Origin of the sequence: Corynebacterium sp. HMSC034B08, assembly GCF_001835805.1 — a bacterium.
Taxonomy (GTDB): domain Bacteria; phylum Actinomycetota; class Actinomycetes; order Mycobacteriales; family Mycobacteriaceae; genus Corynebacterium; species Corynebacterium coyleae.
This window is the reverse complement of record NZ_KV825933.1, coordinates 72,197-92,609: the sequence shown is the minus strand read 5'-3', so window position 1 is coordinate 92,609 and position 20,413 is coordinate 72,197. Positions and strand designations below refer to the sequence as shown.

The following is a 20,413-nucleotide window of genomic DNA, read 5'->3' as shown; positions in this document are numbered from 1 at the left end:
GTGGGGCCCATGCGCGCAGACGCCCGCAAAAAACGCGACCAAATCATCACGGCCGCCCTCCAACAGATCCAAACCCGCCCCAACTCCGAAATCACACTCGAAGGCATCGCCGCCGACGCTGGAGTAGGCATCGCCACCCTCTACCGCCACTTCCCATCGCGCGCATCGCTTTACGACGCCTGCGCCATCGTCTACATCGACGACCTCCAAACCCTCCTCGACGACACCCTCGCCGACTTCCACCGCGACCCCCAAGGCAGCTTCGAACGCTTCGTCTGGGCCATCGTCGACTCCGGCGTCGGCATGCTCGCCACCGCCCTTGCCGCCGAACCCTCCGCTGACGGCCCCCGCATCATCGTCGAACGCCGCGAGACCTTCATGCACAACGTGCAATTGCTTATCGACGAAGCCGTGCCCCACAACATCGTCGCCCCCGGCCAAACCGCGCTGCAGCTCGCCACCGAACTGATCGTGGCCACCCGACCGCTTGCCTCACCCCTGGCCGATCTGCTCCCCGACGTGCGCGATCGCCTCGTCCGCCACCTCATGGCCGGCTGGCGCGCGAACGTATAGGCGTTCGGGGGCGGGGCTGGGCCCGGAAGGGACGTGGCGCTAGTCCTCCAGGCGGTGGCGGCCTGCGGAATCGTCAGAATCGTCGGCCGAACGTGCTTCGCGGTCGTCCTCGGTGCTGGTGGAGTAGACCAGCGTGGAGGTCCCACCAGCGCCAGCACCGCCAGCACGACCAGCGCCGCCCTCGGCGACCGAGACGAGGTCGAGGTCGGCGGGGGAGTCGTCGCGAAGTTCGGCGATTTTGTCCTTGAGGAAGAACTCCCACGCAGCCCATGCGCTACCTGCGGCGACGGCGCTGAGCGTCGACCACTTGATCACAGAGCCGATGGTGCCGAGCACGCTGCGGCCTTCGTCCTTCTTCTCCTTGGCGTGGTCTTTAAGGAAGGCGAGTTGGGCGGCGCGCAGGGGAGCGTCGGCGTCGAAGGCGGCGCGGCGGCGGTCGAGGCGCTCGTGGGCCTTGCGGGTGATTTCACCGGCTTCGGCGCGGGCGGCGCCGTAGAGCTCCTGGAGTTGGTCGCGGTCGAACTTGTCGGTGAGGTCGGAGAGGTCGCCGTCTTTAAGCGTGTCGATGAGGGACTGGTAAATGTCGCGCTCGCGTTTGTCGTTTTGGTCGCGGAAGTACTTCAGGCCTTGGTTTGCGAGGGCGTAGGCCATGCCGATGGTCCTGAGGTTCATGTGGGCTCCTTTGTTTAGCGGGTTCAAGTTTTGTTCGATTGGTTCGGTGTCTAGCGTAGCGAAGCCCCCACAGAACGGCTCCGTACCAAGCGTTACGCAAAAATGAACCAAGCGGTTCAGTTTGTGGTATTTACATTCACGAAAACCAGCCGCATGACCTGCGTAAACGAGCAAAATAGACAACCTTGATTGTGACGCGGAAACGGGCAACATAAGTTTCAAGTCACCGTTTAACCACGGTGCAACAAGTCCCGATGACAGCCAGCCGAGAGAAAGGTCCGCCATGTTCGAAGCCTCCCCTTCGACCCGGCTTTCCGCCTCGGCACCCATCGACCGCGAGGGCGCTCCGGTGATCCGCCGCCCCCGCCCGAAGCGCCAGCGCACCGCGTTGAGTTTCGAGATCATTCCGCCGCGCCCCTCCGACAGCGTGGCCAAGATGGACGAACTCATTGCCGGCCTGGCCGCCTACAACCCGGATTACGTCTCCGTGACCAGCTCGCGTCGCAGCGAGTGGCTCGAAGGCACTGCTGCGGTGATCTCCCGGATTGCGGAAACCACCGACCTGCGCCCGATCGCTCACCTGGCCTGCACGGCGGGTACGCGCGAGGAGCTCACCGAGTGGATCCGCACGCTTATCGACGCCGGCGTGCGCGGCTTCCTCGCACTCCGCGGCGACCTGCCCGAAACGGGCATGCCGGAGCACTACCTGCAGTACGCCACCGACCTGCTCAACCTCATCGAGGAAGTGCAGGAAGAGGAGGCGTTTCGCCTCGCCGCCGGCAAGCTCGCGCTGTCGGTTGCGTGCTACCCGAAGGGGCACGAGGAGTCGCGAAATTTCGACCATGACCTGGATGTGCTGCTGACTAAGCAGCGCCTGGGTGCCGATTTCGCGATCACGCAGCTTTTCTTCGAGGCGCAGGATTACCTGGACTTTGTCGAGGTAGCACGCCTGGCTGGTGTGCGTATCCCGTTGATTCCGGGGATTATGCCGATGACTTCCCTGAAGCGTGTGCGCCGGATGGGTGAGTTGTCGGGGTTGGAGGTGCCTGAGGTCGTCGAGAAGCAATTGCTCGAAGCTGACGACGAATACGAAACCGGCATGCAACTCACCGCCAACCTTGCGCGGGAGATTTTGGACGCCGGCACCGGCGGACTCCACGTGTACACCCACAACAACCTGGCCGTCACGCGGGACTTCTTGGACCGCATCGGCATCCAATAGATAAAGGACAAACCATGACCACCTTCCCCAAGGCAACCATCGAGGGTTACCCGCGCATCGGCGCGAACCGCGAGCTGAAGCACGCGCTTGAGAGCTACTGGGCAGGGCGTATCGACGCCGACACGTTCCGCTCCACCGCCCGCGCCCTCCGCGTGAACAACTACAACCATCTGCGCGACCTCGGCCTCACCGAGGATTACGCCATCCCCGCCGACGTCGCCCTCTACGACCAGGTGCTCGAGACCGCGCTGACCGTGGGCCTCGTGCCGGGCGGCACCGACCTCGACGAGGAGTTCGCCCTCGCCCGCGGCAACGCCACCCGCGTGCCGCTGGAGATGACCAAGTGGTTCGACACCAACTACCACTACCTCGTGCCGGAGATCGAGGCAGGTCAGGAGATTAAGGCCGTGCCGGAGCGCATCCTGCACATCGTCGAGGAAGCCGCCGAGGCCGGCCACAAGGTTCGCCCGTTCCTCGTCGGCCCGGTCACCCTCATTGCGCTGTCCAAGCCTGCCGAGTGGTCGCTGCTGCCAGCGCTTGTCGACGCCTACGCCGAGGTATTTAAGGCCCTCAAGGACGCCGGCGTGGAGTGGATCCAGATCGCCGAGCCGGCCGTGGTCGCCGATCTGTCCACCCCGGACGCCGAGATTGCCAAGTACCTGCGCTCGGCATGGTCTGATCTGCTCGGCCGCGAGGACCGCCCGAACGTCTACCTGACCACCCCGTACGGCTCCGCCCGCGAGGCACTGCCGGTCCTCGGCGAACTCGGCGTGGAAGCACTGCACGTCGACCTTGCCCCGTGGACCCTCGACGCCGACGCCGACTACCCGGAGCGCATCCGCACCACCATCCCGGAGACCACCCACCTCGTCGCCGGCATCATCGACGGCCGCAACGTCTGGGCCGCCAACCTGCGCGAACGCACCGAGGTCCTCGAGTCCCTCGGCCGCCCGGTATCCGTCTCCACCTCCACCTCGCTGCAGCACGTGCCGCACACCCTCAAGGCCGAGCGCAACCTGCCGGTCGAGGTCGCCCCGTGGCTGTCGTTTGCTGACGAGAAGCTCGCCGAGATCCAGGCGCTCGTCGCCGGCCCGGACGCCGCAGCCGAGGCGTTCGCCCAGTCCGACCGCGCTGTGCGCACCCGCGCAGAATCGACGACGATTCACAACCAGGCGGTTGTGGACCGCGTGGCTGCCCTGCCGGAAGGCGAAGTCAAGCGCGAGCCGGCCTTCGAAGAGCGCATCAAGGTCCAGCGCGAAGAACTGAAGCTGCCCACCCTGCCAATCACCACGATCGGCTCCTTCCCGCAGACCCAGGAAATCCGCAAGGCCCGCGCCGACCACCGCGAAGGCACCCTTTCCGACGCCGACTACAAGGAAGCCCTCAAGGCCGAAATCAAGCAGGTCATCGAACTGCAAGAAGAGATCGGTCTCGACGTCCTCGTCCACGGCGAAGCCGAGCGCAACGACATGGTCCAGTACTTCGCCGAACTCCTCGACGGCTTCGTCGTCACGGAAAACGGCTGGGTCCAGTCCTACGGCTCCCGCTGCACCCGTCCGCCAATCGTCGTCGGCGACGTCTCCCGCCCGAAGGCCCTGTCCGTCGACTGGTCCGCATACGCCCAGTCCCTCTCCGACAAGCCGGTCAAGGGCATGCTCACCGGCCCGGTGACCATCCTGGCCTGGTCCTTCAAGCGCGACGACGTGCCGCTGTCCGTCTCCGCCGACCAGATCGGCGTCGCCCTTGCCGACGAAGTCGCCGACCTCGAGGAAGCCGGCATCAACGTCATCCAAATCGACGAGCCAGCCCTGCGCGAACTGCTGCCACTTCGTGCCGACGACCGCGCCTCCTACCTCGACTGGGCCGTCCGCGCCTTCCGCCTCGTGTCCTTGAACGCGAAGCCGTCGACCCAGATCCACACCCACCTCTGCTACTCGGAGTTCGGCCAGATCATCGACGCTGTCGCCGGCCTCGACGCCGACGTCACCTCCATCGAGGCAGCCCGCTCCAAGATGGAACTGCTGGAAGATATCGACGAGACCTTCCACTCCGAAATCGGCCCCGGCGTGTGGGACATCCACTCCCCACGCGTGCCGTCCACCGAGGAAATCGCGGGCCTGTTGCGTGCCGCGCTCAAGAATGTGCCGACCGAGCGCCTCTGGGTCAACCCGGACTGCGGTCTGAAGACCCGCGGCTACGCCGAGGTCGACCCGTCCCTGCGTAACCTGGTCGCCGCCCGCGACGAGGTCGTCGCCGGCCTGTAGGTTCCGGTCGCGCCGGGGCGTGCTCTGCCGCGCGGGTGCCCCGGTGCCCCGGTGCGCCGGTGCCCCCGCCCCCGCTTCGAGTTTCCAGCGAACTAGTTGTAGCGAACCGCCCGAAAACCGCGATTCGCTGGGTGTAGTTCGCTGGTTTCTTTCGTTTCAGGGGTGCGGCGCGGCGCGCTTTACGGGAATCGGGATTGGCGTTGCCTTGGACGTTGCCGGGTCGCGGCGACTTGCGGCTCACCGCGCTTGTCTGCCCGTGCTTTCGCCTCCCGTATCCGGCGGACGCATTCCTCCGGATTCCGGAGTATCTCCCGTGTGAAAAATCGGATGACCTCGTATCCCTGCTCACGAATCCAAGTTTCGCGCTTGAGTTGAGAGAGGACGGCATCGTGAGGCTTGTTCTCGAACTTATCGAGGCCATCGATCTCAATAACGAGGTTTCCCCAGATCAGGTCGACTCGGAAATCTGGTCCGATCCACAGTTGCATCTCCACCTCAATACCGTTTTCGTGGAGAATCACACGCAGGAGGGTTTCGTACGGTGACTCTGACCAAGGAGACGCAAGTTCGAGTGCCCGCCGTGCGTTCGCAATCCCTCGTTTTCCCTTGAGACGGGCAATTTTGGCTTGGATGGTCTCCCATCGTCTCCGCTTTTCTTGGAGGGTGCCGAAGCTTAGAAGCCAGTCCATCGCGACCGCGCCCTGACGCACGCCGTGAAACCGCGCGATGTCGATCGCGGTGCGCTCTGGGCTTGTCACCTGTATTTTTCGGTCCGCACCGATGCAGTCGGTCCGGTGGATGCAGTAGACGTCCGATTCAGGGATCCGCATGTGACGGTAACGCAGACAGTCGGGCCAGTCTTTCGTGGATGGTGGCGTACCGTGCGTTTGTGCGAGCTCGATGACTTCCTTGCCGTCCGGGATGGTCCACATGTTCAGTAGGCGGGCGGCCGAGCGACTCACCAACACCGAGCGATGGGCCGATGAACCTGCTGCGTAGCAGCGTAAGTACTCGCGCTCGTACGGCCGCAGCGCGTTCCACGCTTCGAGGCGCACGTATCGACGCGATGCAACTTTTACGCATGCTTCCGCCTCGGCGACCGCCTGGCCGACGAGCAATTGCGTCAACTTTTCCCCAACCATATGACCCCCCGGTTTATGATGCTGGATTAAAAGTATCCGCTGGGGAGCCGATGCACAAGAGCAACGTGCTAGCCGAGGCCTCCGATCGAGTTTCCAGCGAACCAGTCCCAGCGAATCGGCAATTTTCGACGATTCGCTGGGATTGGTTCGCTGGGTTTGCGATCAAAGTCCTGGACCGCCCAGGACAGCCCAGGACACCAAGACAGCCCAGGACAGCCCAGGACACCAAGACAGCCCGGCACGCCCAACCGCCGACCCGGCGAACGCCCTCGGACGATTCCGCGTAGTCTGGTCGGCATGACTCAGAAGACACAAACGATGACGTTGCACACGAACCACGGCGATATCGTGATTGACCTGTTTGGCAACCACGCGCCGAAGACGGTTGAGGTAATCACTGGCCTGGCGACGGGCGAGCAGGAGTACGCCACGAAGAACGCCCAGGGTACGACCGAGGGCCCGTTCTACGACGGTGCGATTTTCCACCGCATCATCCCGGGTTTCATGATCCAGGGCGGCGACCCGACCGGCACCGGCACGGGCGGCCCGGGTTTCCAGTTCGCGGATGAGTTCCATCCGGAGCTGCAGTTTGATCGTCCGTATCTGCTGGCTATGGCGAATGCGGGCCCGGGCACGAACGGTTCCCAGTTCTTCATCACCGTGGACGCCACCCCGTGGTTGAACAACCGCCACACCATTTTCGGCGAGGTGACGGATGAGGCGTCGAAGAAGGTTGTCGACGAGATCGCGAACGTGCAGACCGGTCGCATGGACCGTCCGGTTGAGGATGTTGTGATAAACTCGGTCGAGGTCAAGTAACACGTCTCGATCAGCCCCTGCCAGTTGGCGGGGGCTTTTTCGTGCCCAAAGTACGCTGAAGGCCATGTTCCCCAATGCCATGAAGAACACGTTGAAGAATGCGCCGGCCACCTCTGTCATTGCTGCGTTGTGCACGTTGGTGTTTGTGGTGACGGCGGTGCAGTCGCGAAGTGTGATGGACGTTTGGGATTCGCCGGTGGGGGAGCAGATGATTCTGTTTGGCCCGTTGGTGTACGACTGGGGTTATTTGCGCACGTTGAGCGCGGGTTTTCTGCACCTGGACATTACGCATCTTGCGTTGAACATGTTCATGTTGGTGTTCATTGGCGCGGAGGTGGAGCGCTTTGTGGGGTCGGGTCCGTTTGTGGTGGCGTATTGCGCGGGGGTGCTGTGGTCGTCGATTAGCGTGCTTGCGTTTAATTTCACAACGCCGACGGCGGGCGCGTCGGGGGCGTTGTACATGCTGATGGCGGTGCTCATCGCAGTTGCTTATCGACGATCAACCGACCTGCGCGCCCCACTCACCCTGGTGGCGGTGAACGTGGTGTATTCGCTGATGTCGCCGACGGTGTCGCTGTGGGGGCATTTGGGTGGGTTGGTTGCGGGTGCGGTGTTGGGGTGGTGGCTGACCTCGCCGAATGTGCGCACGCGGTGGGTGGCGACGTGGTCGGCGTTGGTGGCGGCGGTGCCGGTGGTGTGGGTGTTGACGTTGCCGTCGACGATCCCTGTGTACTAACCGGAGTTATCCACAAACGTTATCCACAATGTGGAGAACTACACGCGTGTTGTTCCTCGAACGACACGTCGAACAGCGAAAACGACACGCCGAAATTACCTGGTGTTTTCGAATAATCCCCAGCACATCCACGGTGCCTGTGGAGTTGTGCACAGAGTTATCCACAGGTGTGGATAGTTAGTGTTCGAATAACGGGAGAGCAATGTCGCTGCCGTTGGTTAGGATCAAAGCCAATAGGAAGAAGGTGATTCTCATGAAGCTGAAAGTGCGCCGCTTTACCAATGCAGAGCTGCGAGCACGCCAACGCGATTTGCGTGCGAAGTTGACTGAATCCTTGGGGGTTGCGTTGCCATCTGATGACGTGCTGAAGGAGCTTGCCTGGTCAGGCGGGTTCACCTACGAGCAGCGAGACATCTACGACGAGTTGCGCAGGGTGGAGTCACTTCTCGGGGAGCGTTAAGCGTGGAGAAAGAGGCTGTAGAGTTCCTGCAGCAGGCGCTCGACTTGGCGCTTGATGTATTGCCAGTCGCGTCCATTCGCGACGTTCGGTACAACGCCGAATCTAATACGGATGAAGATCGCGTTGTCGGTAGTTTTCAACTGCCACTTGTTTACGGAGCTGGACAGTCTGATCAGGGGGTTTCAAGATCTGATTACAGTGCGATCTATCAGGTTTTTATCGAATATGAGCTCGCGATCGGTTCAGGCGAACAGTATCTGGCCGTCGATCGAAGCAAGTTCGAGATCCGCGTCCGCACTTCACCTGGTATCAGGTTCGAGTATGAACGCGGATATACCTCTGCCCCCACGGCGCATATTCACTCTTCGGGGATCTCCGGGTTGTTAAGTGTTGCCCTTATGGCGAACTTCGAGGGAACAAAGGCCAAGGACAGGCGCAAAGGCGACCTACAAGCCCTGCATTTTCCCGTAGGAGGGCGACGGTTCCGTCCTTCACTGGAGGACTTCTTATATTTCGTTGTCCGCGAATGTGGCTTCCGAGGAAAACCTGGGTGGGAGAGCAAATTGCTGCAGTCGCGAGAGGGGTGGCTGGACAAGCAGCTCCGCGCTGCGGTTCGGGATCATCCTGCGGAGGCAGCGGAGGCGCTTCGAGACCTCGGCTACAACGTGGAGCCACCTTCTGGTGGCGACGTAGAGAAGCGTAGAAAACGTACTTGGTAGCCACCGTCGAGGCTGCTTACGAATGTTTCGGCAACCGGTTCATGCGGAAGTACCTACCCTGGGAGGGGTACATGTCAACAACAGTGAAGTAAGGAGCAAGTCGTGACTGACAAGAGCAAGGCGGAGGAGATCGTCGCTAAGGGCGAGCGTCCTGCGGGTAAGGGCCGTACCACTGAGTTGAGTGGTCAGCCGGTTGCGTCGGAGAACATTTCGGTGACGCAGGGTCGTCAGGGGGCGAATGTGCTTAACGACGTCCACCTGATCGAGAAGTTAGCCCACTTCAACAGGGAAAACGTTCCGGAGCGTATCCCGCACGCGAAGGGCCACGGCGCGTTTGGCGAGCTGCACATCACGGAGGATGTGTCGCAGTATACGAAGGCGAAGCTGTTCCAGCCCGGCACCGTCACGCCGATGGCGGCGCGTTTTTCCACGGTTGCGGGCGAGGCTGGCTCGCCGGATACCTGGCGTGACGTGCACGGTTTCGCGCTGCGTTTTTACACGGAGGACGGCAACTACGACATTGTGGGTAACAACACCCCGACGTTCTTCCTGCGCGACGGCATGAAGTTCCCGGATTTTATTCACTCGCAGAAGCGCCAGCCGAACTCGGGCTTGCGTGACGACGAGATGCAGTGGGACTTCTGGACCCGCACCCCGGAGTCCGCACACCAGGTGACCTACCTCCTGGGCGACCGCGGCACCCCGAAGACGTCGCGCCACCAGGATGGTTTCGGCTCCCACACCTTCCAGTGGATCAACGAGGAAGGCACGCCGGTGTGGGTGAAGTACCACTTCAAGACTCGTCAGGGTTGGGAGTGCTTCACCGACGAGGAGGCCACCGAGAAGGCCGGTACCGATCCGGACTTCCAGCGTGCGGACCTGTTCAACGCGATTGCAGAGGGCGACTACCCGATCTGGGACGTCAAGGTGCAGATCATGCCGTTCGAGGAGGCGAAGGATTACCGCTTCAACCCCTTCGACCTGACCAAGACGTGGTCGCAGAAGGATTACCCGCTGATCCCGGTCGGCTACTTTGTGCTGAACCGCAACCCGAAGAATTTCCACGCGCAGATTGAGCAGCTTGCGCTTGATCCGGCCAACCTGGTGCCGGGTGTGGGTCTGTCGCCGGACCGTATGCTGCAGGCGCGTGCGTTTGCCTACTCGGATCAGCAGCGTTACCGCATCGGTACGAACTACAAGGACCTGCCGGTCAACCGCCCGATCAACGAGGTGAACACCTACGCGGAGCGTGGTTCCATGGCGTACTTCTTCAACGAGGAGAATGAGCCGAACTACTCGCCGAACCGCACCGACAAGGGTGCCGGCTACCTGGACAATGGTGAGGATTCCTCCTCCAACTTCACCGATTACGGCCAGGCGGAGAACCTCTACGTCAACCCGGATCCGGAGGGTACTGACCTTGTGCGTGCTGCGTACGTCAAGCACGCGGAGGACGACGACTTCGGCCAGGCTGGCACGCTCTACCGCGACGTGTTCGACGACGGGGAGAAGGAGCGCTTCGTTCACAACATCACCAACAAGATGATGGCGATTAAGAACAAGGACGTCGAGGAGCGCGTTTACGAGTACTGGGGCAAGGTCGATGCTGACCTTGAGACCAGGGTTCGTGAGTCGCTGGCGAAGAAGCGCGCGGCACAGAACAACTAGCGCAAGGTAAAGCCCGTTGAGTCAACAGACTCAACGGGCTTTGTCAGCTTCGCGGTTTTAGAAGGGTTTAGAAGGTACCGCGGACCTGGCGACCGAAGTCAGAGGTGGTTGCGTCGAGGGAGGACACCTTCTGGTCGTTGTACAGGGAGGTGTCGCCTGCGAGGCGGCCGGTCTGGGTGACGGTCAGGGTGTTGTGGAGACGGCCTTCCTTGGTGTTGCCGTCGCCGAAGGAGAAACTGGCGAGCAGCATGTCGTCGCCAGCGTTGACCGGGTTGGACAGGGTGACCTCGAAGACGCGGACGTTGCGGTCGAAGTCGTAGCCAAGGTCACGGACGTGGGAGCCGTTGTAGCGGGTGGTGGTGATCAGACGGTCGACGCCCTCCGGGCCGGCGAAGGTGCCGACCTCAACGCGGAAGGTCACGGCCGGGAACTCGCCCCAGTAGCGCTTGTCGCCAACGTTCTTCACGCGCAGCGCGACGGAGCCTGCGAAGCCGGAAGCCTTCCAGGTGGACGTGGTGAAGTGCGGCTGCAGGTCGAGCTCGCGCACAGCGCCCTCTTCCGTATCGACGACCTCTTCAACCTCACCGGTGTTGGTCTCTTCGACCTCGTCGATGATGTTGGTGCCCTCGTCGGTGATGTCGTTGTTGGTGACGTCTGCTGCCTTGTCGTCCTCAACCTTGTCAACGTCATCGAGGTTCGCGCCGGTCTCGATCTTCTTGACGTCCTCGTTGTACGCCGGGTTCGGGTTGTCCACCGGGTGGTCACCTGTGCGCCCTTGTTCGGTGCCCAGGAGCCGGCCGGGGTGGCGTAGTTCTTGACACGCACCTCGTTCTTGACCGGCATATTGGCGATCCAGGCGGTTGGGGTGGCCCAGGTGCCGTTCGGGCGGCAGCGCTGCTGGGTACCGGTCATGGTGACGGTGCGGAAGCCGTAGGTGGCCTCGCCGGTGTTGCCTGCCGGCACCTCGTACGGGCCGATTTGCTGGCCGACGGACCAGCTCAGGGAGCCGGAGACGTCCCAGCCGAGGGACTTGGCCAGGGAGTAGCCGATGTTGCCCTGCAGGCCGTCCTTGGAGCCAGAGCCACCGAGCGTGATCGTCTCGGTCTTAGAACCGTTGACGGACGCGGAGATGGACTGGGTACGGGACAGATCCTGGGACAGCGGGATGGCCTTGTCGGACAGGTTGGTGGTGGAGATGGTGCCCACCGGCAGGAAGTTGTCCTTCACCTTGTACACGACGGTGCGGTAGTCCTCGGTGGAGTTGCAGACCGGACGTGGGTTGAGGACGTTGGCCTTCAGGTGGTCAGAACCACGGTAGGTGTGGATGATCGGCAGAGCATCGTTGGTTGCCGGAGTCTCCGGATAGGACTCTTCAAGGGTTTGAGCGGTTGCGGTGACTGCGGAGCCGGCGATGGCGACGGCTGCGAGTGCTGCAACGGCGGAACGGATTGCGCGCACGGGCGGTCCTTTCTCGGTGACTTTTCCTTTGAAAACGTTGAGGTGAGATTTAACTCTCACTGATAAAGTGATAATCGAGTGCACAGGTTTGTGCAGAAAACTGTTGTAGAATTCACCGAATCCGGGGGTAAACGAAACAAACGGGGCGCCGCGGAAACACTCCGCGACGCCCCGTTTGAACAGGGAAAACCGGTTTAGCGCCAACCCATGGTCATCAGCAGACCGATGATCATGCCGGTAAAGCCGATGGCGTAGTTCCACGGGCCGAGTTCGGCGAGGAACTGAATTTGGTCACCGGCGAGGTAGTACAGGATCAGCCACGCCAGACCGAGGATCATGAGGCCGAACATGATGACCTTGTACCACACTGGGGTGCCACCGGTGTTGACCTTGACAGGGGTACGGGACACGCCGGTGGAGGTGCTGCTGACCGGGCGGACCGGGTCCTTGGTTACTTTCGCTTTAGGCATCGTTGTCTCCGTTGCTTTCTGGGGTTACAGGCCGAGCCTGCGTTCCATGTTGCGTACCGCGTTTGCCGCGTTCTGGGGTGAAACTGTATCAGCCTCACCTGCAGCTGCGTTATTTGCGGCAGCAAGGCGCCGGCGTCGAACTTCCACAGGTTGTAGTTGATGGCCTGGTCTTTGCGGATCAGGTCGCCGGCGGGGATTTCTTGGTGGCCGATCTGCCCGGCGTCGACAAGCGCGCCGGTGGGCACGGTGGGCCCGGCGACCATGCGGCCGCTCCAGCCGGCGTCGCGCAGCACGCGCTCAGCGTCCGACGGCTCGAGGTGCGTGATCTTCGGCATCTTCATCAGCATGCCGTTGGAAATGCGCAGCTCAATGGTGGTGCCGGTGGGCACGTCGGTGTTTTCGCCGGCGACGGCGAGCACTTCACCTTCGGGGCGTTCGGAGTCCACCTTGGTCACAGTGGCGCGCAGTTGCAGCGACGACAGGGTCGCGGTGGCTTGCTCCACGTTCAGCCCCACCAGCGACGGCACCTGGACCATGTCGGGGCCGGAGGAGACGGTGATCGCGATGCGCGAGCCCTTGGCAATCTGGGTACCGCCAGCAGGCTGCTGGCTCAGGATGATGCCTTCTTCGATGTTGTCGCTGGATTCGCGGCGCACGTTCGGGTTGAGTTCAAGCCCCGCCTTTTCCAGCTCCTCGATCGCTTCGTCCGTGGTCAGGTTGGTCACGTCTGGCACGTCTGTCATCTCCTTGCCGGAGGAAACGGTCAGTTTCACCACCGCACCCTGCTTCAGTTCGGAGCCTGCTGCCGGATTGGTTGCGATGACGTCGCCGCGTTTGATGTCCGGGCTCGGCTCGTCCATGACGGAGACCTGGAAGCCGAGACGTTCGAGCTCCTGGACGGCTTCGTTGCGCGGCTTGCCGGTCAAATCCGGGATCTGCACCATCTTTTCCTGCGTGATGGCAGGCTTGTTGCCTTCGGAGAAGTAGTCGTAGGCAAACCACGACACTGCGCCGACGAGCACCAGGCTCAGCAGCGCGGCGATCCACTTCAGTGTGTTCGAGGAGGTCTTCTCGTTGGCGGCGCGGTGGTCGGCGTAGCGGGTGTGCTGCGCGGCTTCCGGAGCCATTGCTTCTCGACGACGCGGAGCCGGCCCACTGACCGCACCCTCAACCACAACCGTGTTGTCCACAGCGTGCGCGCCCGCGTCGTGCTCGGCGGCGGACAGGTGGTTACGCGCAGCGGTGGTGACGTTGCCGCGCTCAAGGAGCTGCAGGTCTTCGCCCATTTCGGTGGCGGTCTGGTACCGGTCCGCCGGGTGCTTCGCCATCGCGGTGAGGATGACGGAATCCACGTTGACGGCCTCGTTGTCCGTCAGCGGGTTCAGGATCCGCTCGGACGGCGGCACCGGGTCCTCCTGCACGTGCTGGTAGGCGACGGCGAAGGGGGATTCGCCCTCAAACGGCGGCACACCGGTGACGGTTTCGTACATGACGCAGCCGAGCGCGTAGATGTCACTGCGTGCGTCGGCAGGTTTGCCGCGGGCTTGCTCGGGGGAGAGGTACTGCGCGGTGCCGATCACCGCGGAAGTCTGTGTCATTGCGGAAGTGGAATCGTCCAACGCGCGGGCGATGCCGAAATCCATCACCTTCACCGAACCGGTGTTGGTGACCATGATGTTGGCCGGCTTGATGTCGCGGTGGATGATGCCAGCGTCGTGGCTGGCCTGTAGCGCACGGGTGACCGGTAGCAGCAGTTCCGCGGCACGTTCGGGGGACAGTGGGCCTTCGTTGCGCACGATGTCGCGCAGGTTCATGCCGTTGACGCGCTCCATGACGATGTACGGCACGTCCACACCGGAGGTTTCCACCGACCCGGTGTCGTAGACCGCCACGATGTTCTCGTGGTTCAGCCGCGCCGAGTTTTGGGCTTCGCGGCGGAAGCGCTCGCGGAAGTTCTCGTCGCGCGCCATGTCGATCTTCAGCATCTTCACGGCGACGTCACGCCCAAGCGCGACGTCAGTGGCTGCATATACGTCTGACATGCCGCCGGTGCCGATGATGTTGCCGAGTTCATATCGGTCCGCGATCAGCATTTACCTGCCACCTCCGAACAAGTTTTCAAGGTCTGGCAATTCTATCCCAGGCGCCGGCGCATTCGTCTCCTGCGTCGGGGCTGGTGCCACGCTGGTTGCCGGTGCCGACGTGGGGGCTTGCTCTGCCGAGGTCGGCGCGGTTGTTTCGGGTGCCTCGTCGTCCGGTGCAGGTTCGTGCTGCTCAGGTGGCTCGACGAAGCTCACGGTGCCGGGCGCGTGCGTCTCGGTGACCGTGGTGCGCTCGTGGTGCGTGGTGGTAGCCACGGTTTCCGTCTCGGGCTCCTCTTCCTCCACTGCGGTTTGGGTGGCCACGGTCGGAGTCGTGGTCGGGGTGGAGCCGCCGGTGAAACGGTCGAACACGCCCGCGGTGTATGCCCAAGCTGCGATCACACCGACAAGTGCGAGCCCGAGCAGCGTAGCGACGACCGGCCCAGCCGCCGACTTCTTCTGCGGAGCCGGGACAGCCGGGGTGGGTTGTGGTGCGGGGGCGGGGGGTCGTCGAGAAGCAACGGCTCGCGCTGCGGACGGCGGGTACGCGCCGGCGGGACGGGCAGTGCGTTCGCTGGCAACGTTGGCCAACATCTGAGTCGACGCGGTGGCGGACGGCTCCATGGCCACCACCTGCGTGTTCCCACCAGGCTGGGCAGGCCGCAGGCCTTGGCGGACCTGTGCGATGGCGAGCTGGAACTCGTTGCCGTCGCGGAAGCGCTGGCCGGGGGTCTTGCGCAGGGCGATCTCGATGAGTTCGCGCGCCGGGGCAGACACCGAAATCGGCAGCGCAGGCGGCTCGGCGGACACGTGGGCGAGTGCGACCGACACCGAGGAATCGCCGGTGAACGGGCGCTTGCCGGAGAGCATCTCGTAGCCCACCACACCCAGCGAATACACGTCGGAGGCAGACGTCACCTTCATGCCCTGGGCCTGCTCCGGGGAGACGTACTGGGCAGTACCCACCACCATGCCGGTACGCGTCAGCGGCACCGCGGCTGCCGCCTTGGCAATGCCGAAGTCCGTGATCTTGATCTGCCCGTTCTGGGTGATCATCAGGTTGCCCGGCTTAATGTCGCGGTGCACCAGACCCATGCGGTGAATCACCGCCAAACCGTGCGCGGCCTGCTCGAGGACGTCAAGCGCGACCGCCTCATCCAACTGGCCCTCGCGGGCGATGAGGTCCGCCAGCGACTCGCCGCGGATGTACTCCATGATGATGAAGCAGACGGTGAACCCGCCCTCGGTCTCCACCTCGCGGTAGTCGTAGGTGGCCACCACGTTGTCGGAGTTGATGCCCTGGGCGGACTGGGCCTCGTTGCGGAAGCGGGTGAGGAATTCCTCGTTGGAGGAAAACTCCGGGCGCAGCACCTTGATGGCCACTTCGCGCTCGTGGTGGATGTCGTCGGCGAGCCATACGGTGGACATGCCGCCGTGGCCGATGATCCACTGCAGCTCGTAGCCGTCGCCGACGAGCTGTTGCAGGTCCTCGCGGCTTTCGGTGTTCATCACTTGTCTCCTTCCACGGGTGCGGGGGCGGCGGGTGCTGCGCGCAGCACGGCGCGTCCGATCGGCCCGGCGACTTGGCCGCCGTAGGCTGCCTCGCCCATGTTGCCACCGTTTTTCACCACCACGGCAACGGCGACGTCCTTGGCCGGGTCGAAGGCGACGTACCACACGTGCGGGGCGGCGCCTTCGGCGTGCTCGGCCGTGCCGGTCTTGGAGGCGAATCCGTTGCCGTCGTAGCCGAAGGTCCACCGCTCGGACGCGAACATCAAGTCCGTGATCGTCGCGGCTTCCTCTTCCGTTACGGCCTCGTTGAGTTCCACCGGCTCGGTTTCGTGCAGGACCTTGCCGTCGGCGTTGCGCACTTGCCGCACCACGTGCGGTTCCATGCGCTTGCCCTTATTTGCGATGGTCGCAGACATCATCGCCGCCTGCAGCGCGGTCATGGTCACGTCGCGCTGACCGATGGTGGACTGCGCCAGCTCGGCGCCGCCGGGCAGATCGCCCAGCGAGCCGGCGGCATTCGGCAGGCCCAGGTTGTAGCGCTCGCCCACGCCGAAGCGGGCGGCGGCGTCGCGCAGCGCATCCGGGCCCATGGCGAGGCCCATCTGCACGAACGCGGTGTTGCAGGACAGGGCGAACGCGGTGCGCAGCGGCACCTGCCCGCCGCCGGCGCAGGGCTGGCCGCCGTCGTTGGTCAGCGGGATGTTGTCGGTGCCCGGCAGGATGATTTGCGCGTCGCCGGTCAGCGGCGACTCTGGCGTGTAACCGTTGCGCAGGCCAGCGGCAGTCGTGATGATCTTGAAGATCGATCCCGGAGGCAGCTGCTCCTGCGTTGCGTGGTTGAGCAGCGGGCGGCCCGGGTCGTTGTTCACCCGCGCCCACGTGTCGCCGGCAGTAGCAGGGTTGGCGATCTCGTTCGGGTCGTAGCTCGGTGTCGAGGCCATGGCCAGCACCTCGCCCGTCGACGGCCGCAGCGCCACCACAGCACCGTTGTAACCAGGCTGTGCAAGCTGGTCGAAAGCGAGCGCCTGCAGGTTCGGGTCGATGGTTAACTCGACATCGTCGCCCTTCTTCGAATCCTCGAGCCCGGTGCGCAGGAAGCGTGACGACGACCCACCCTCACCCGTGAGCTCCCCATTGAGCCCCGCCTCAAGCTGGGCGGTGCCGTACTGGTCGGACACGTAGCCGACCACCGGGGCGAAGGACCACGGCATGTTCGGGTAGGTGCGCTGGAAGTAGCCGGTCTGTTCGTTCTTGAACGACTCTGCAAGCGTCAGATCTCCGGCCTTGATGTTGCCGCGGTTGATCTGCTTGAGCTCCATCACCGTGCGGGAATTGCGCGGGTCCTGGGCATATTCGTCTTCACGCATCGTTTGGATGATGGTGAAGTTCACAAGCAGCGCGGTAATCAGCAGCAGGGAGACGACGGCGCCGTAACGGATCGACTTGTTCATCGGGCACCCACCACCTGGCGTCGCTGCGTGCTTTCGTCGTACTCCGCCGGGCGGTTCGCGCTGCTCGAGATACGCAGCAGCAGGCCGAGCAGGATGTAGTTCGCCATCACCGACGAACCACCGGCAGACATAAACGGCGTGGTCAGGCCCGTCATCGGCATCATGGAAGACACGCCACCGGCGACGACGAAGATCTGGATCGCAATCGTCAGCGCAAGGCCCGCAGCCAGCAGTTTGCCGTAGGAGTCACGCACCTGCATCGCCGTGCGGAATCCGCGGGTGATGAAGATGGCGAACAGACACAGCACGGCAGCGATACCGACCAGGCCGAGCTCTTCGCCGATCGCGGCGAGGATGTAGTCGGAGTGCGCCACCGGCACGAGTTCTGGGTGGCCGTAGCCCAAACCGGTGCCGGTCATACCGCCCCAGCTCAGGCCGATCAGGGCGTTGGCGGGCTGGTTGCCAATGCCTTCAAAGTCTGCGAACGGGTCGATGAAGTTGGCCACGCGCTCCTGAATCTTCCCGCTCACCTGGTACACCGCGTAGCCACCGACGGCCACGAGGGCCAGGCCGATGGCCAGCCAGGAGATGCGGTCGGTGGCGAAGTACACCATGCCCAGCACGGTGGCGAACAAGAGCAGCGCCGGGCCGAAGTCGTTGGATGCCGCCATGATCAAAATGGCAATCGCCCACACCATCAGAATCGGCGCGAGGTCGCGCACACGCGGGAACGTCAACCCCAGGAACCTGCGACCCGCCACCGTAAACAGGGCGCGTTTCTGCGCCAACAGTTGAGCGAAGAAGATCAGCAGCAGGATCTTGGAAAACTCACCCGGCTGGATAGAAAACGGACCAAGCCACAGCCAGATGCGGGCATCCGCGTGGCCTTCCGGCTGCGGCCACACCAGTGGCAGCGCCAGGAAAATTAGGCCAACCAGGCCTAGCAGGTACGAGTACCGCGACAGCGCTTGGTGCTCGCGCACGACGAGCAGGGTGAGCACCATCAGCCCCACGCCGACAAGCGACCACATCATCTGCCGCTCTGCCAAAGGCCCGTATCCAGGGCGTTCGGCGAGGTCAAGCCGGTAAATCACCACTAGTCCGATCGCATTGAGCAGCGCCACCATCGGCAGCAATACCTGATCCGCGTGTGGCGCAAGAAACGCCAGCGACAGGTGCGCGATCGCGTACACACCGATGAACCCGCCCACGAGGTACAGCATTTCGGTGGACAGGGTGTGCCCCTGGCTGGTCTCCAGCCCGAACAGCATGAGCAGCAGCAGGCCGGTGGCGAACAGGAGCAGCAGCAGTTCGCGGCTACGTGCAGTCAGCCTGCTCATTGAACCTCCCGGCACTTGTTGTCCTCGGGCTTTTGCTTATCCACACAACCCGGCAAGGCATCATCCGCCAAGTCCTTCAACCGGCCAAGCACTTCGTCGTACGTGCCGGTGAAGCCCTCGTCGACAATTGCTTCGCGCTCTTCCTGCGGCAGGTCATCGACGCTAAACAGGTGGCAGTCCTCCGGCGTCGAGTTCGCCGAAATCACACGCAGATCGCCGTCCTTGCCCAGGCAGGCGTGCTGGATGCGCTCGACCTTCTCTGCGGCGAATGGGTTGCTGCGCGAGGTGTGCTCCACGACGAACTGCTTGTCGTCGTTTACTGTCAGCGCGTACTCGTCCACAATGCGGGACTTCGACCACACCGCACCGCCAACAACCAGCGCCAACAGCAGCACAAGCGTGGCGACGACCCACGGCCACACCGAGCTCGGCTGCTTAGCCTTCGCGGTTGCTGAGTGGGACTCCTCGTCGGAGTCGGCGGAATCCGACTCCTGCGTCTTCGCCCGGTTGTGGTCCGGGGTGATCGTCTCCGACTTGCGCAGCAGCGCCGCGGCCCGGCTCGCGGAGGAATCTGGGTGTGTCTGTTCCACAGCCGGCACCAACGCGCCGGCCTTCACTGCGGCGGGTGTTTCGGGGACGTCCGCGTCGTCGTCAACCTCGACGACCTCGGCCACCACTACGGTGACGTTGTCCGGACCACCGGAACGCAACGCCAACTCAATCAGGCGCTGCGCTGCCATCTCAGGCGTGCCGTCGCCGAGCGCGATCTCGATCGTCTCGCGCGTCACCGGATCCGACAACCCGTCGGAGCACAACAACACACGATCGCCCGGCTTGACCTCGACGAGCTCCAGGTGGGGCTCGACCTCACGGCCCGTGTACGCCTTGAGGATCAGGGATTTCTGCGGGTGGCTGGACACGTCCTCGGCGGCGAGCTTGCCTTCGTCGACAAGCGACTGCACAAACGTGTCATCCACCGTGAGCTGCGTAAGTTTTCCGTCGCGCAGCAAATAGCCTCGCGAATCACCCACGTGAATCAGACCGAACTGCTGGCCGTTGAACATCAACGCCGTCAGCGTCGTACCCATGCCAGCCTGCTCCGGGTGAGTCCCCACAGACTCCGCGATGGACGCATTCGCGTCCTCTGCCGCCGCACCCAACAACGGCAACATGTCGGCATCTTTCGGGTCGCGGTCGAGGTGCTCCATGTGCTCCACCATCAACTGGGAAGCAACCTCACCAGCAGCGTGGCCGCCCATGCCATCCGCAAGCACCAACAAGTGCGGACCCGCATACGCCGAATCCTCGTTATTGGTCCTGACCAGGCCGCGATCGGACGCGGCGACGAAATTTAGCGCGAGCTTCACGGCATTAGCCTCACAATCGTGCGTCCCATCTTCATATCCATACCCACGGTCACCCGCTCAGGCTGATCAATTCGCACCCCATTGACAAAGGTGCCGTTGCGCGAATCCAAGTCCTCCACAAACCAATCACTGCCACGCCGGAACAGGCGCGCATGGCGTGACGACGCATAATCGTCACCCAGCTGGAAGTCATTGTCTCCAGCCCTACCGACAGTCAACTCCTCCAAGCTGGCAATCTCCATGTGGGAGCCTTGCAACGGGCCCGCAACAACCGCAAGAGTGCGCGCCTTTTCCCTCGGCGCAGGCGAAGAAGCCACCGCTTGGCGACGAACCGCCCCACCCACCGAGACAACATCCTTACGCTGCGTCCACATCACCAGCAGGATGAAGACCCACAACAGCGCCAACAAACCAAAACGCGCGCTGAGGATAATTGTGGAATCCATCTCAAACCTTCCG

At 63.1% G+C, this 20,413-nt stretch carries 19 protein-coding genes; 8 read left to right on the top strand and 11 right to left on the bottom strand.

Annotated features, from left to right (window positions below; all coding sequences use genetic code 11):
• Positions 1-9 precede the first annotated feature (9 nt).
• Positions 10-573 carry a TetR/AcrR family transcriptional regulator gene (locus HMPREF2656_RS03530; RefSeq protein WP_070483348.1) on the top strand — a complete coding sequence of 188 codons (564 nt, stop codon included), beginning with the start codon at positions 10-12 and terminating at the stop codon, positions 571-573.
• 39 nt (positions 574-612) lie between these two features.
• Here the strand turns inward: HMPREF2656_RS03530 and HMPREF2656_RS03525 are convergent, their stop codons facing one another.
• Positions 613-1,245 carry a hypothetical protein gene (locus HMPREF2656_RS03525; RefSeq protein WP_070815866.1) on the bottom strand — a complete coding sequence of 211 codons (633 nt, stop codon included), beginning with the start codon at positions 1,243-1,245 and terminating at the stop codon, positions 613-615.
• A gap of 283 nt (positions 1,246-1,528) precedes the next feature.
• Here HMPREF2656_RS03525 and HMPREF2656_RS03520 point away from each other — a divergent pair, with 283 nt between their 5' ends.
• Together HMPREF2656_RS03520 and metE are read left to right on the top strand one after the other, a co-directional pair.
• A complete protein-coding gene (locus tag HMPREF2656_RS03520) occupies positions 1,529-2,467 on the top strand; it encodes a methylenetetrahydrofolate reductase (protein WP_070421942.1) in 939 nt (312 codons plus the stop codon).
• A gap of 14 nt (positions 2,468-2,481) precedes the next feature.
• Positions 2,482-4,731, top strand: coding sequence for a 5-methyltetrahydropteroyltriglutamate--homocysteine S-methyltransferase (gene metE / locus HMPREF2656_RS03515; protein WP_070815865.1), 2,250 nt, complete (start codon positions 2,482-2,484; stop codon positions 4,729-4,731).
• Between the two features lie 179 nt (positions 4,732-4,910).
• Here metE and HMPREF2656_RS03510 read toward each other — a convergent pair whose 3' ends face one another.
• Positions 4,911-5,858, bottom strand: coding sequence for an endonuclease domain-containing protein (locus tag HMPREF2656_RS03510; RefSeq protein ID WP_168167528.1), 948 nt, complete (start codon positions 5,856-5,858; stop codon positions 4,911-4,913).
• 312 nt (positions 5,859-6,170) lie between these two features.
• Between HMPREF2656_RS03510 and HMPREF2656_RS03505 the strand changes: the two genes are divergently transcribed.
• The 5 genes from HMPREF2656_RS03505 to HMPREF2656_RS03485 all read left to right on the top strand — a co-directional run bounded on the left by HMPREF2656_RS03505 (position 6,171) and on the right by HMPREF2656_RS03485 (position 10,275).
• Entirely contained in the window at positions 6,171-6,692 is a 522-nt protein-coding gene (locus HMPREF2656_RS03505) for a peptidylprolyl isomerase (RefSeq protein WP_070421945.1), read from the top strand.
• A gap of 64 nt (positions 6,693-6,756) precedes the next feature.
• Entirely contained in the window at positions 6,757-7,428 is a 672-nt protein-coding gene (locus tag HMPREF2656_RS03500) for a rhomboid family intramembrane serine protease (protein WP_141760997.1), read from the top strand.
• 253 nt (positions 7,429-7,681) lie between these two features.
• Complete coding sequence (locus HMPREF2656_RS03495; RefSeq protein ID WP_070449894.1) at positions 7,682-7,888, top strand: hypothetical protein; 207 nt, start codon at positions 7,682-7,684, stop codon at positions 7,886-7,888.
• A 2-nt stretch (positions 7,889-7,890) separates the two neighbouring features.
• Entirely contained in the window at positions 7,891-8,607 is a 717-nt protein-coding gene (locus HMPREF2656_RS03490) for a hypothetical protein (protein WP_070815863.1), read from the top strand.
• 102 nt (positions 8,608-8,709) lie between these two features.
• On the top strand, positions 8,710-10,275 hold the full coding sequence (locus tag HMPREF2656_RS03485; RefSeq protein WP_070815862.1) for a catalase: 1,566 nt from the start codon (positions 8,710-8,712) through the stop codon (positions 10,273-10,275).
• A gap of 67 nt (positions 10,276-10,342) precedes the next feature.
• On the opposite strand, the gene HMPREF2656_RS13420 is transcribed toward HMPREF2656_RS03485, so the two are convergent.
• The 9 genes from HMPREF2656_RS13420 to HMPREF2656_RS03445 form a co-directional block, all read right to left on the bottom strand.
• Positions 10,343-10,822, bottom strand: coding sequence for a hypothetical protein (locus HMPREF2656_RS13420; RefSeq protein ID WP_246825104.1), 480 nt, complete (start codon positions 10,820-10,822; stop codon positions 10,343-10,345).
• Positions 10,738-11,733 carry a hypothetical protein gene (locus tag HMPREF2656_RS03480; protein ID WP_246825102.1) on the bottom strand — a complete coding sequence of 332 codons (996 nt, stop codon included), beginning with the start codon at positions 11,731-11,733 and terminating at the stop codon, positions 10,738-10,740. Before HMPREF2656_RS03480 ends, HMPREF2656_RS13420 begins: the two co-directional genes overlap by 85 nt.
• Before the next feature lie 194 nt (positions 11,734-11,927).
• Positions 11,928-12,203: a cell division protein CrgA gene (gene crgA / locus HMPREF2656_RS03475; RefSeq protein ID WP_070483365.1), complete on the bottom strand. Its 276-nt coding sequence runs from the start codon at positions 12,201-12,203 to the stop codon at positions 11,928-11,930.
• On the bottom strand, positions 12,185-14,296 hold the full coding sequence (pknB, locus tag HMPREF2656_RS03470) for a Stk1 family PASTA domain-containing Ser/Thr kinase (protein WP_070815861.1): 2,112 nt from the start codon (positions 14,294-14,296) through the stop codon (positions 12,185-12,187). The genes crgA and pknB overlap by 19 nt, the downstream gene beginning before the upstream one ends.
• Positions 14,297-15,793, bottom strand: coding sequence for a serine/threonine-protein kinase (locus HMPREF2656_RS03465; RefSeq protein ID WP_070815860.1), 1,497 nt, complete (start codon positions 15,791-15,793; stop codon positions 14,297-14,299).
• Positions 15,793-17,247 carry a penicillin-binding transpeptidase domain-containing protein gene (locus HMPREF2656_RS03460; RefSeq protein ID WP_070815859.1) on the bottom strand — a complete coding sequence of 485 codons (1,455 nt, stop codon included), beginning with the start codon at positions 17,245-17,247 and terminating at the stop codon, positions 15,793-15,795. Before HMPREF2656_RS03460 ends, HMPREF2656_RS03465 begins: the two co-directional genes overlap by 1 nt.
• Positions 17,244-18,587 (bottom strand): FtsW/RodA/SpoVE family cell cycle protein, encoded by a 1,344-nt coding sequence (locus HMPREF2656_RS03455; protein ID WP_070449915.1) that lies wholly within the window; start codon positions 18,585-18,587, stop codon positions 17,244-17,246. The genes HMPREF2656_RS03460 and HMPREF2656_RS03455 overlap by 4 nt, the downstream gene beginning before the upstream one ends.
• A complete protein-coding gene (locus tag HMPREF2656_RS03450; protein WP_070815858.1) occupies positions 18,584-19,954 on the bottom strand; it encodes a PP2C family protein-serine/threonine phosphatase in 1,371 nt (456 codons plus the stop codon). The genes HMPREF2656_RS03455 and HMPREF2656_RS03450 overlap by 4 nt, the downstream gene beginning before the upstream one ends.
• Positions 19,951-20,400 carry an FHA domain-containing protein FhaB/FipA gene (locus HMPREF2656_RS03445; protein WP_070815857.1) on the bottom strand — a complete coding sequence of 150 codons (450 nt, stop codon included), beginning with the start codon at positions 20,398-20,400 and terminating at the stop codon, positions 19,951-19,953. The genes HMPREF2656_RS03450 and HMPREF2656_RS03445 overlap by 4 nt, the downstream gene beginning before the upstream one ends.
• Positions 20,401-20,413: the final 13 nt, after the last annotated feature.

Coding starts and splice junctions, on each gene's coding strand:
- HMPREF2656_RS03530 (WP_070483348.1), top strand. CDS start 10: ATGCGCGCAGACGCCCGCAAAAAACGCGACCAAATCATCACGGCCGCC.
- HMPREF2656_RS03525 (WP_070815866.1), bottom strand. CDS start 1,245: ATGAACCTCAGGACCATCGGCATGGCCTACGCCCTCGCAAACCAAGGC.
- HMPREF2656_RS03520 (WP_070421942.1), top strand. CDS start 1,529: ATGTTCGAAGCCTCCCCTTCGACCCGGCTTTCCGCCTCGGCACCCATC.
- metE (WP_070815865.1), top strand. CDS start 2,482: ATGACCACCTTCCCCAAGGCAACCATCGAGGGTTACCCGCGCATCGGC.
- HMPREF2656_RS03505 (WP_070421945.1), top strand. CDS start 6,171: ATGACTCAGAAGACACAAACGATGACGTTGCACACGAACCACGGCGAT.
- HMPREF2656_RS03500 (WP_141760997.1), top strand. CDS start 6,757: ATGTTCCCCAATGCCATGAAGAACACGTTGAAGAATGCGCCGGCCACC.
- HMPREF2656_RS03495 (WP_070449894.1), top strand. CDS start 7,682: ATGAAGCTGAAAGTGCGCCGCTTTACCAATGCAGAGCTGCGAGCACGC.
- crgA (WP_070483365.1), bottom strand. CDS start 12,203: ATGCCTAAAGCGAAAGTAACCAAGGACCCGGTCCGCCCGGTCAGCAGC.
- pknB (WP_070815861.1), bottom strand. CDS start 14,296: ATGCTGATCGCGGACCGATATGAACTCGGCAACATCATCGGCACCGGC.
- HMPREF2656_RS03465 (WP_070815860.1), bottom strand. CDS start 15,793: ATGAACACCGAAAGCCGCGAGGACCTGCAACAGCTCGTCGGCGACGGC.
- HMPREF2656_RS03460 (WP_070815859.1), bottom strand. CDS start 17,247: ATGAACAAGTCGATCCGTTACGGCGCCGTCGTCTCCCTGCTGCTGATT.
- HMPREF2656_RS03455 (WP_070449915.1), bottom strand. CDS start 18,587: ATGAGCAGGCTGACTGCACGTAGCCGCGAACTGCTGCTGCTCCTGTTC.
- HMPREF2656_RS03445 (WP_070815857.1), bottom strand. CDS start 20,400: ATGGATTCCACAATTATCCTCAGCGCGCGTTTTGGTTTGTTGGCGCTG.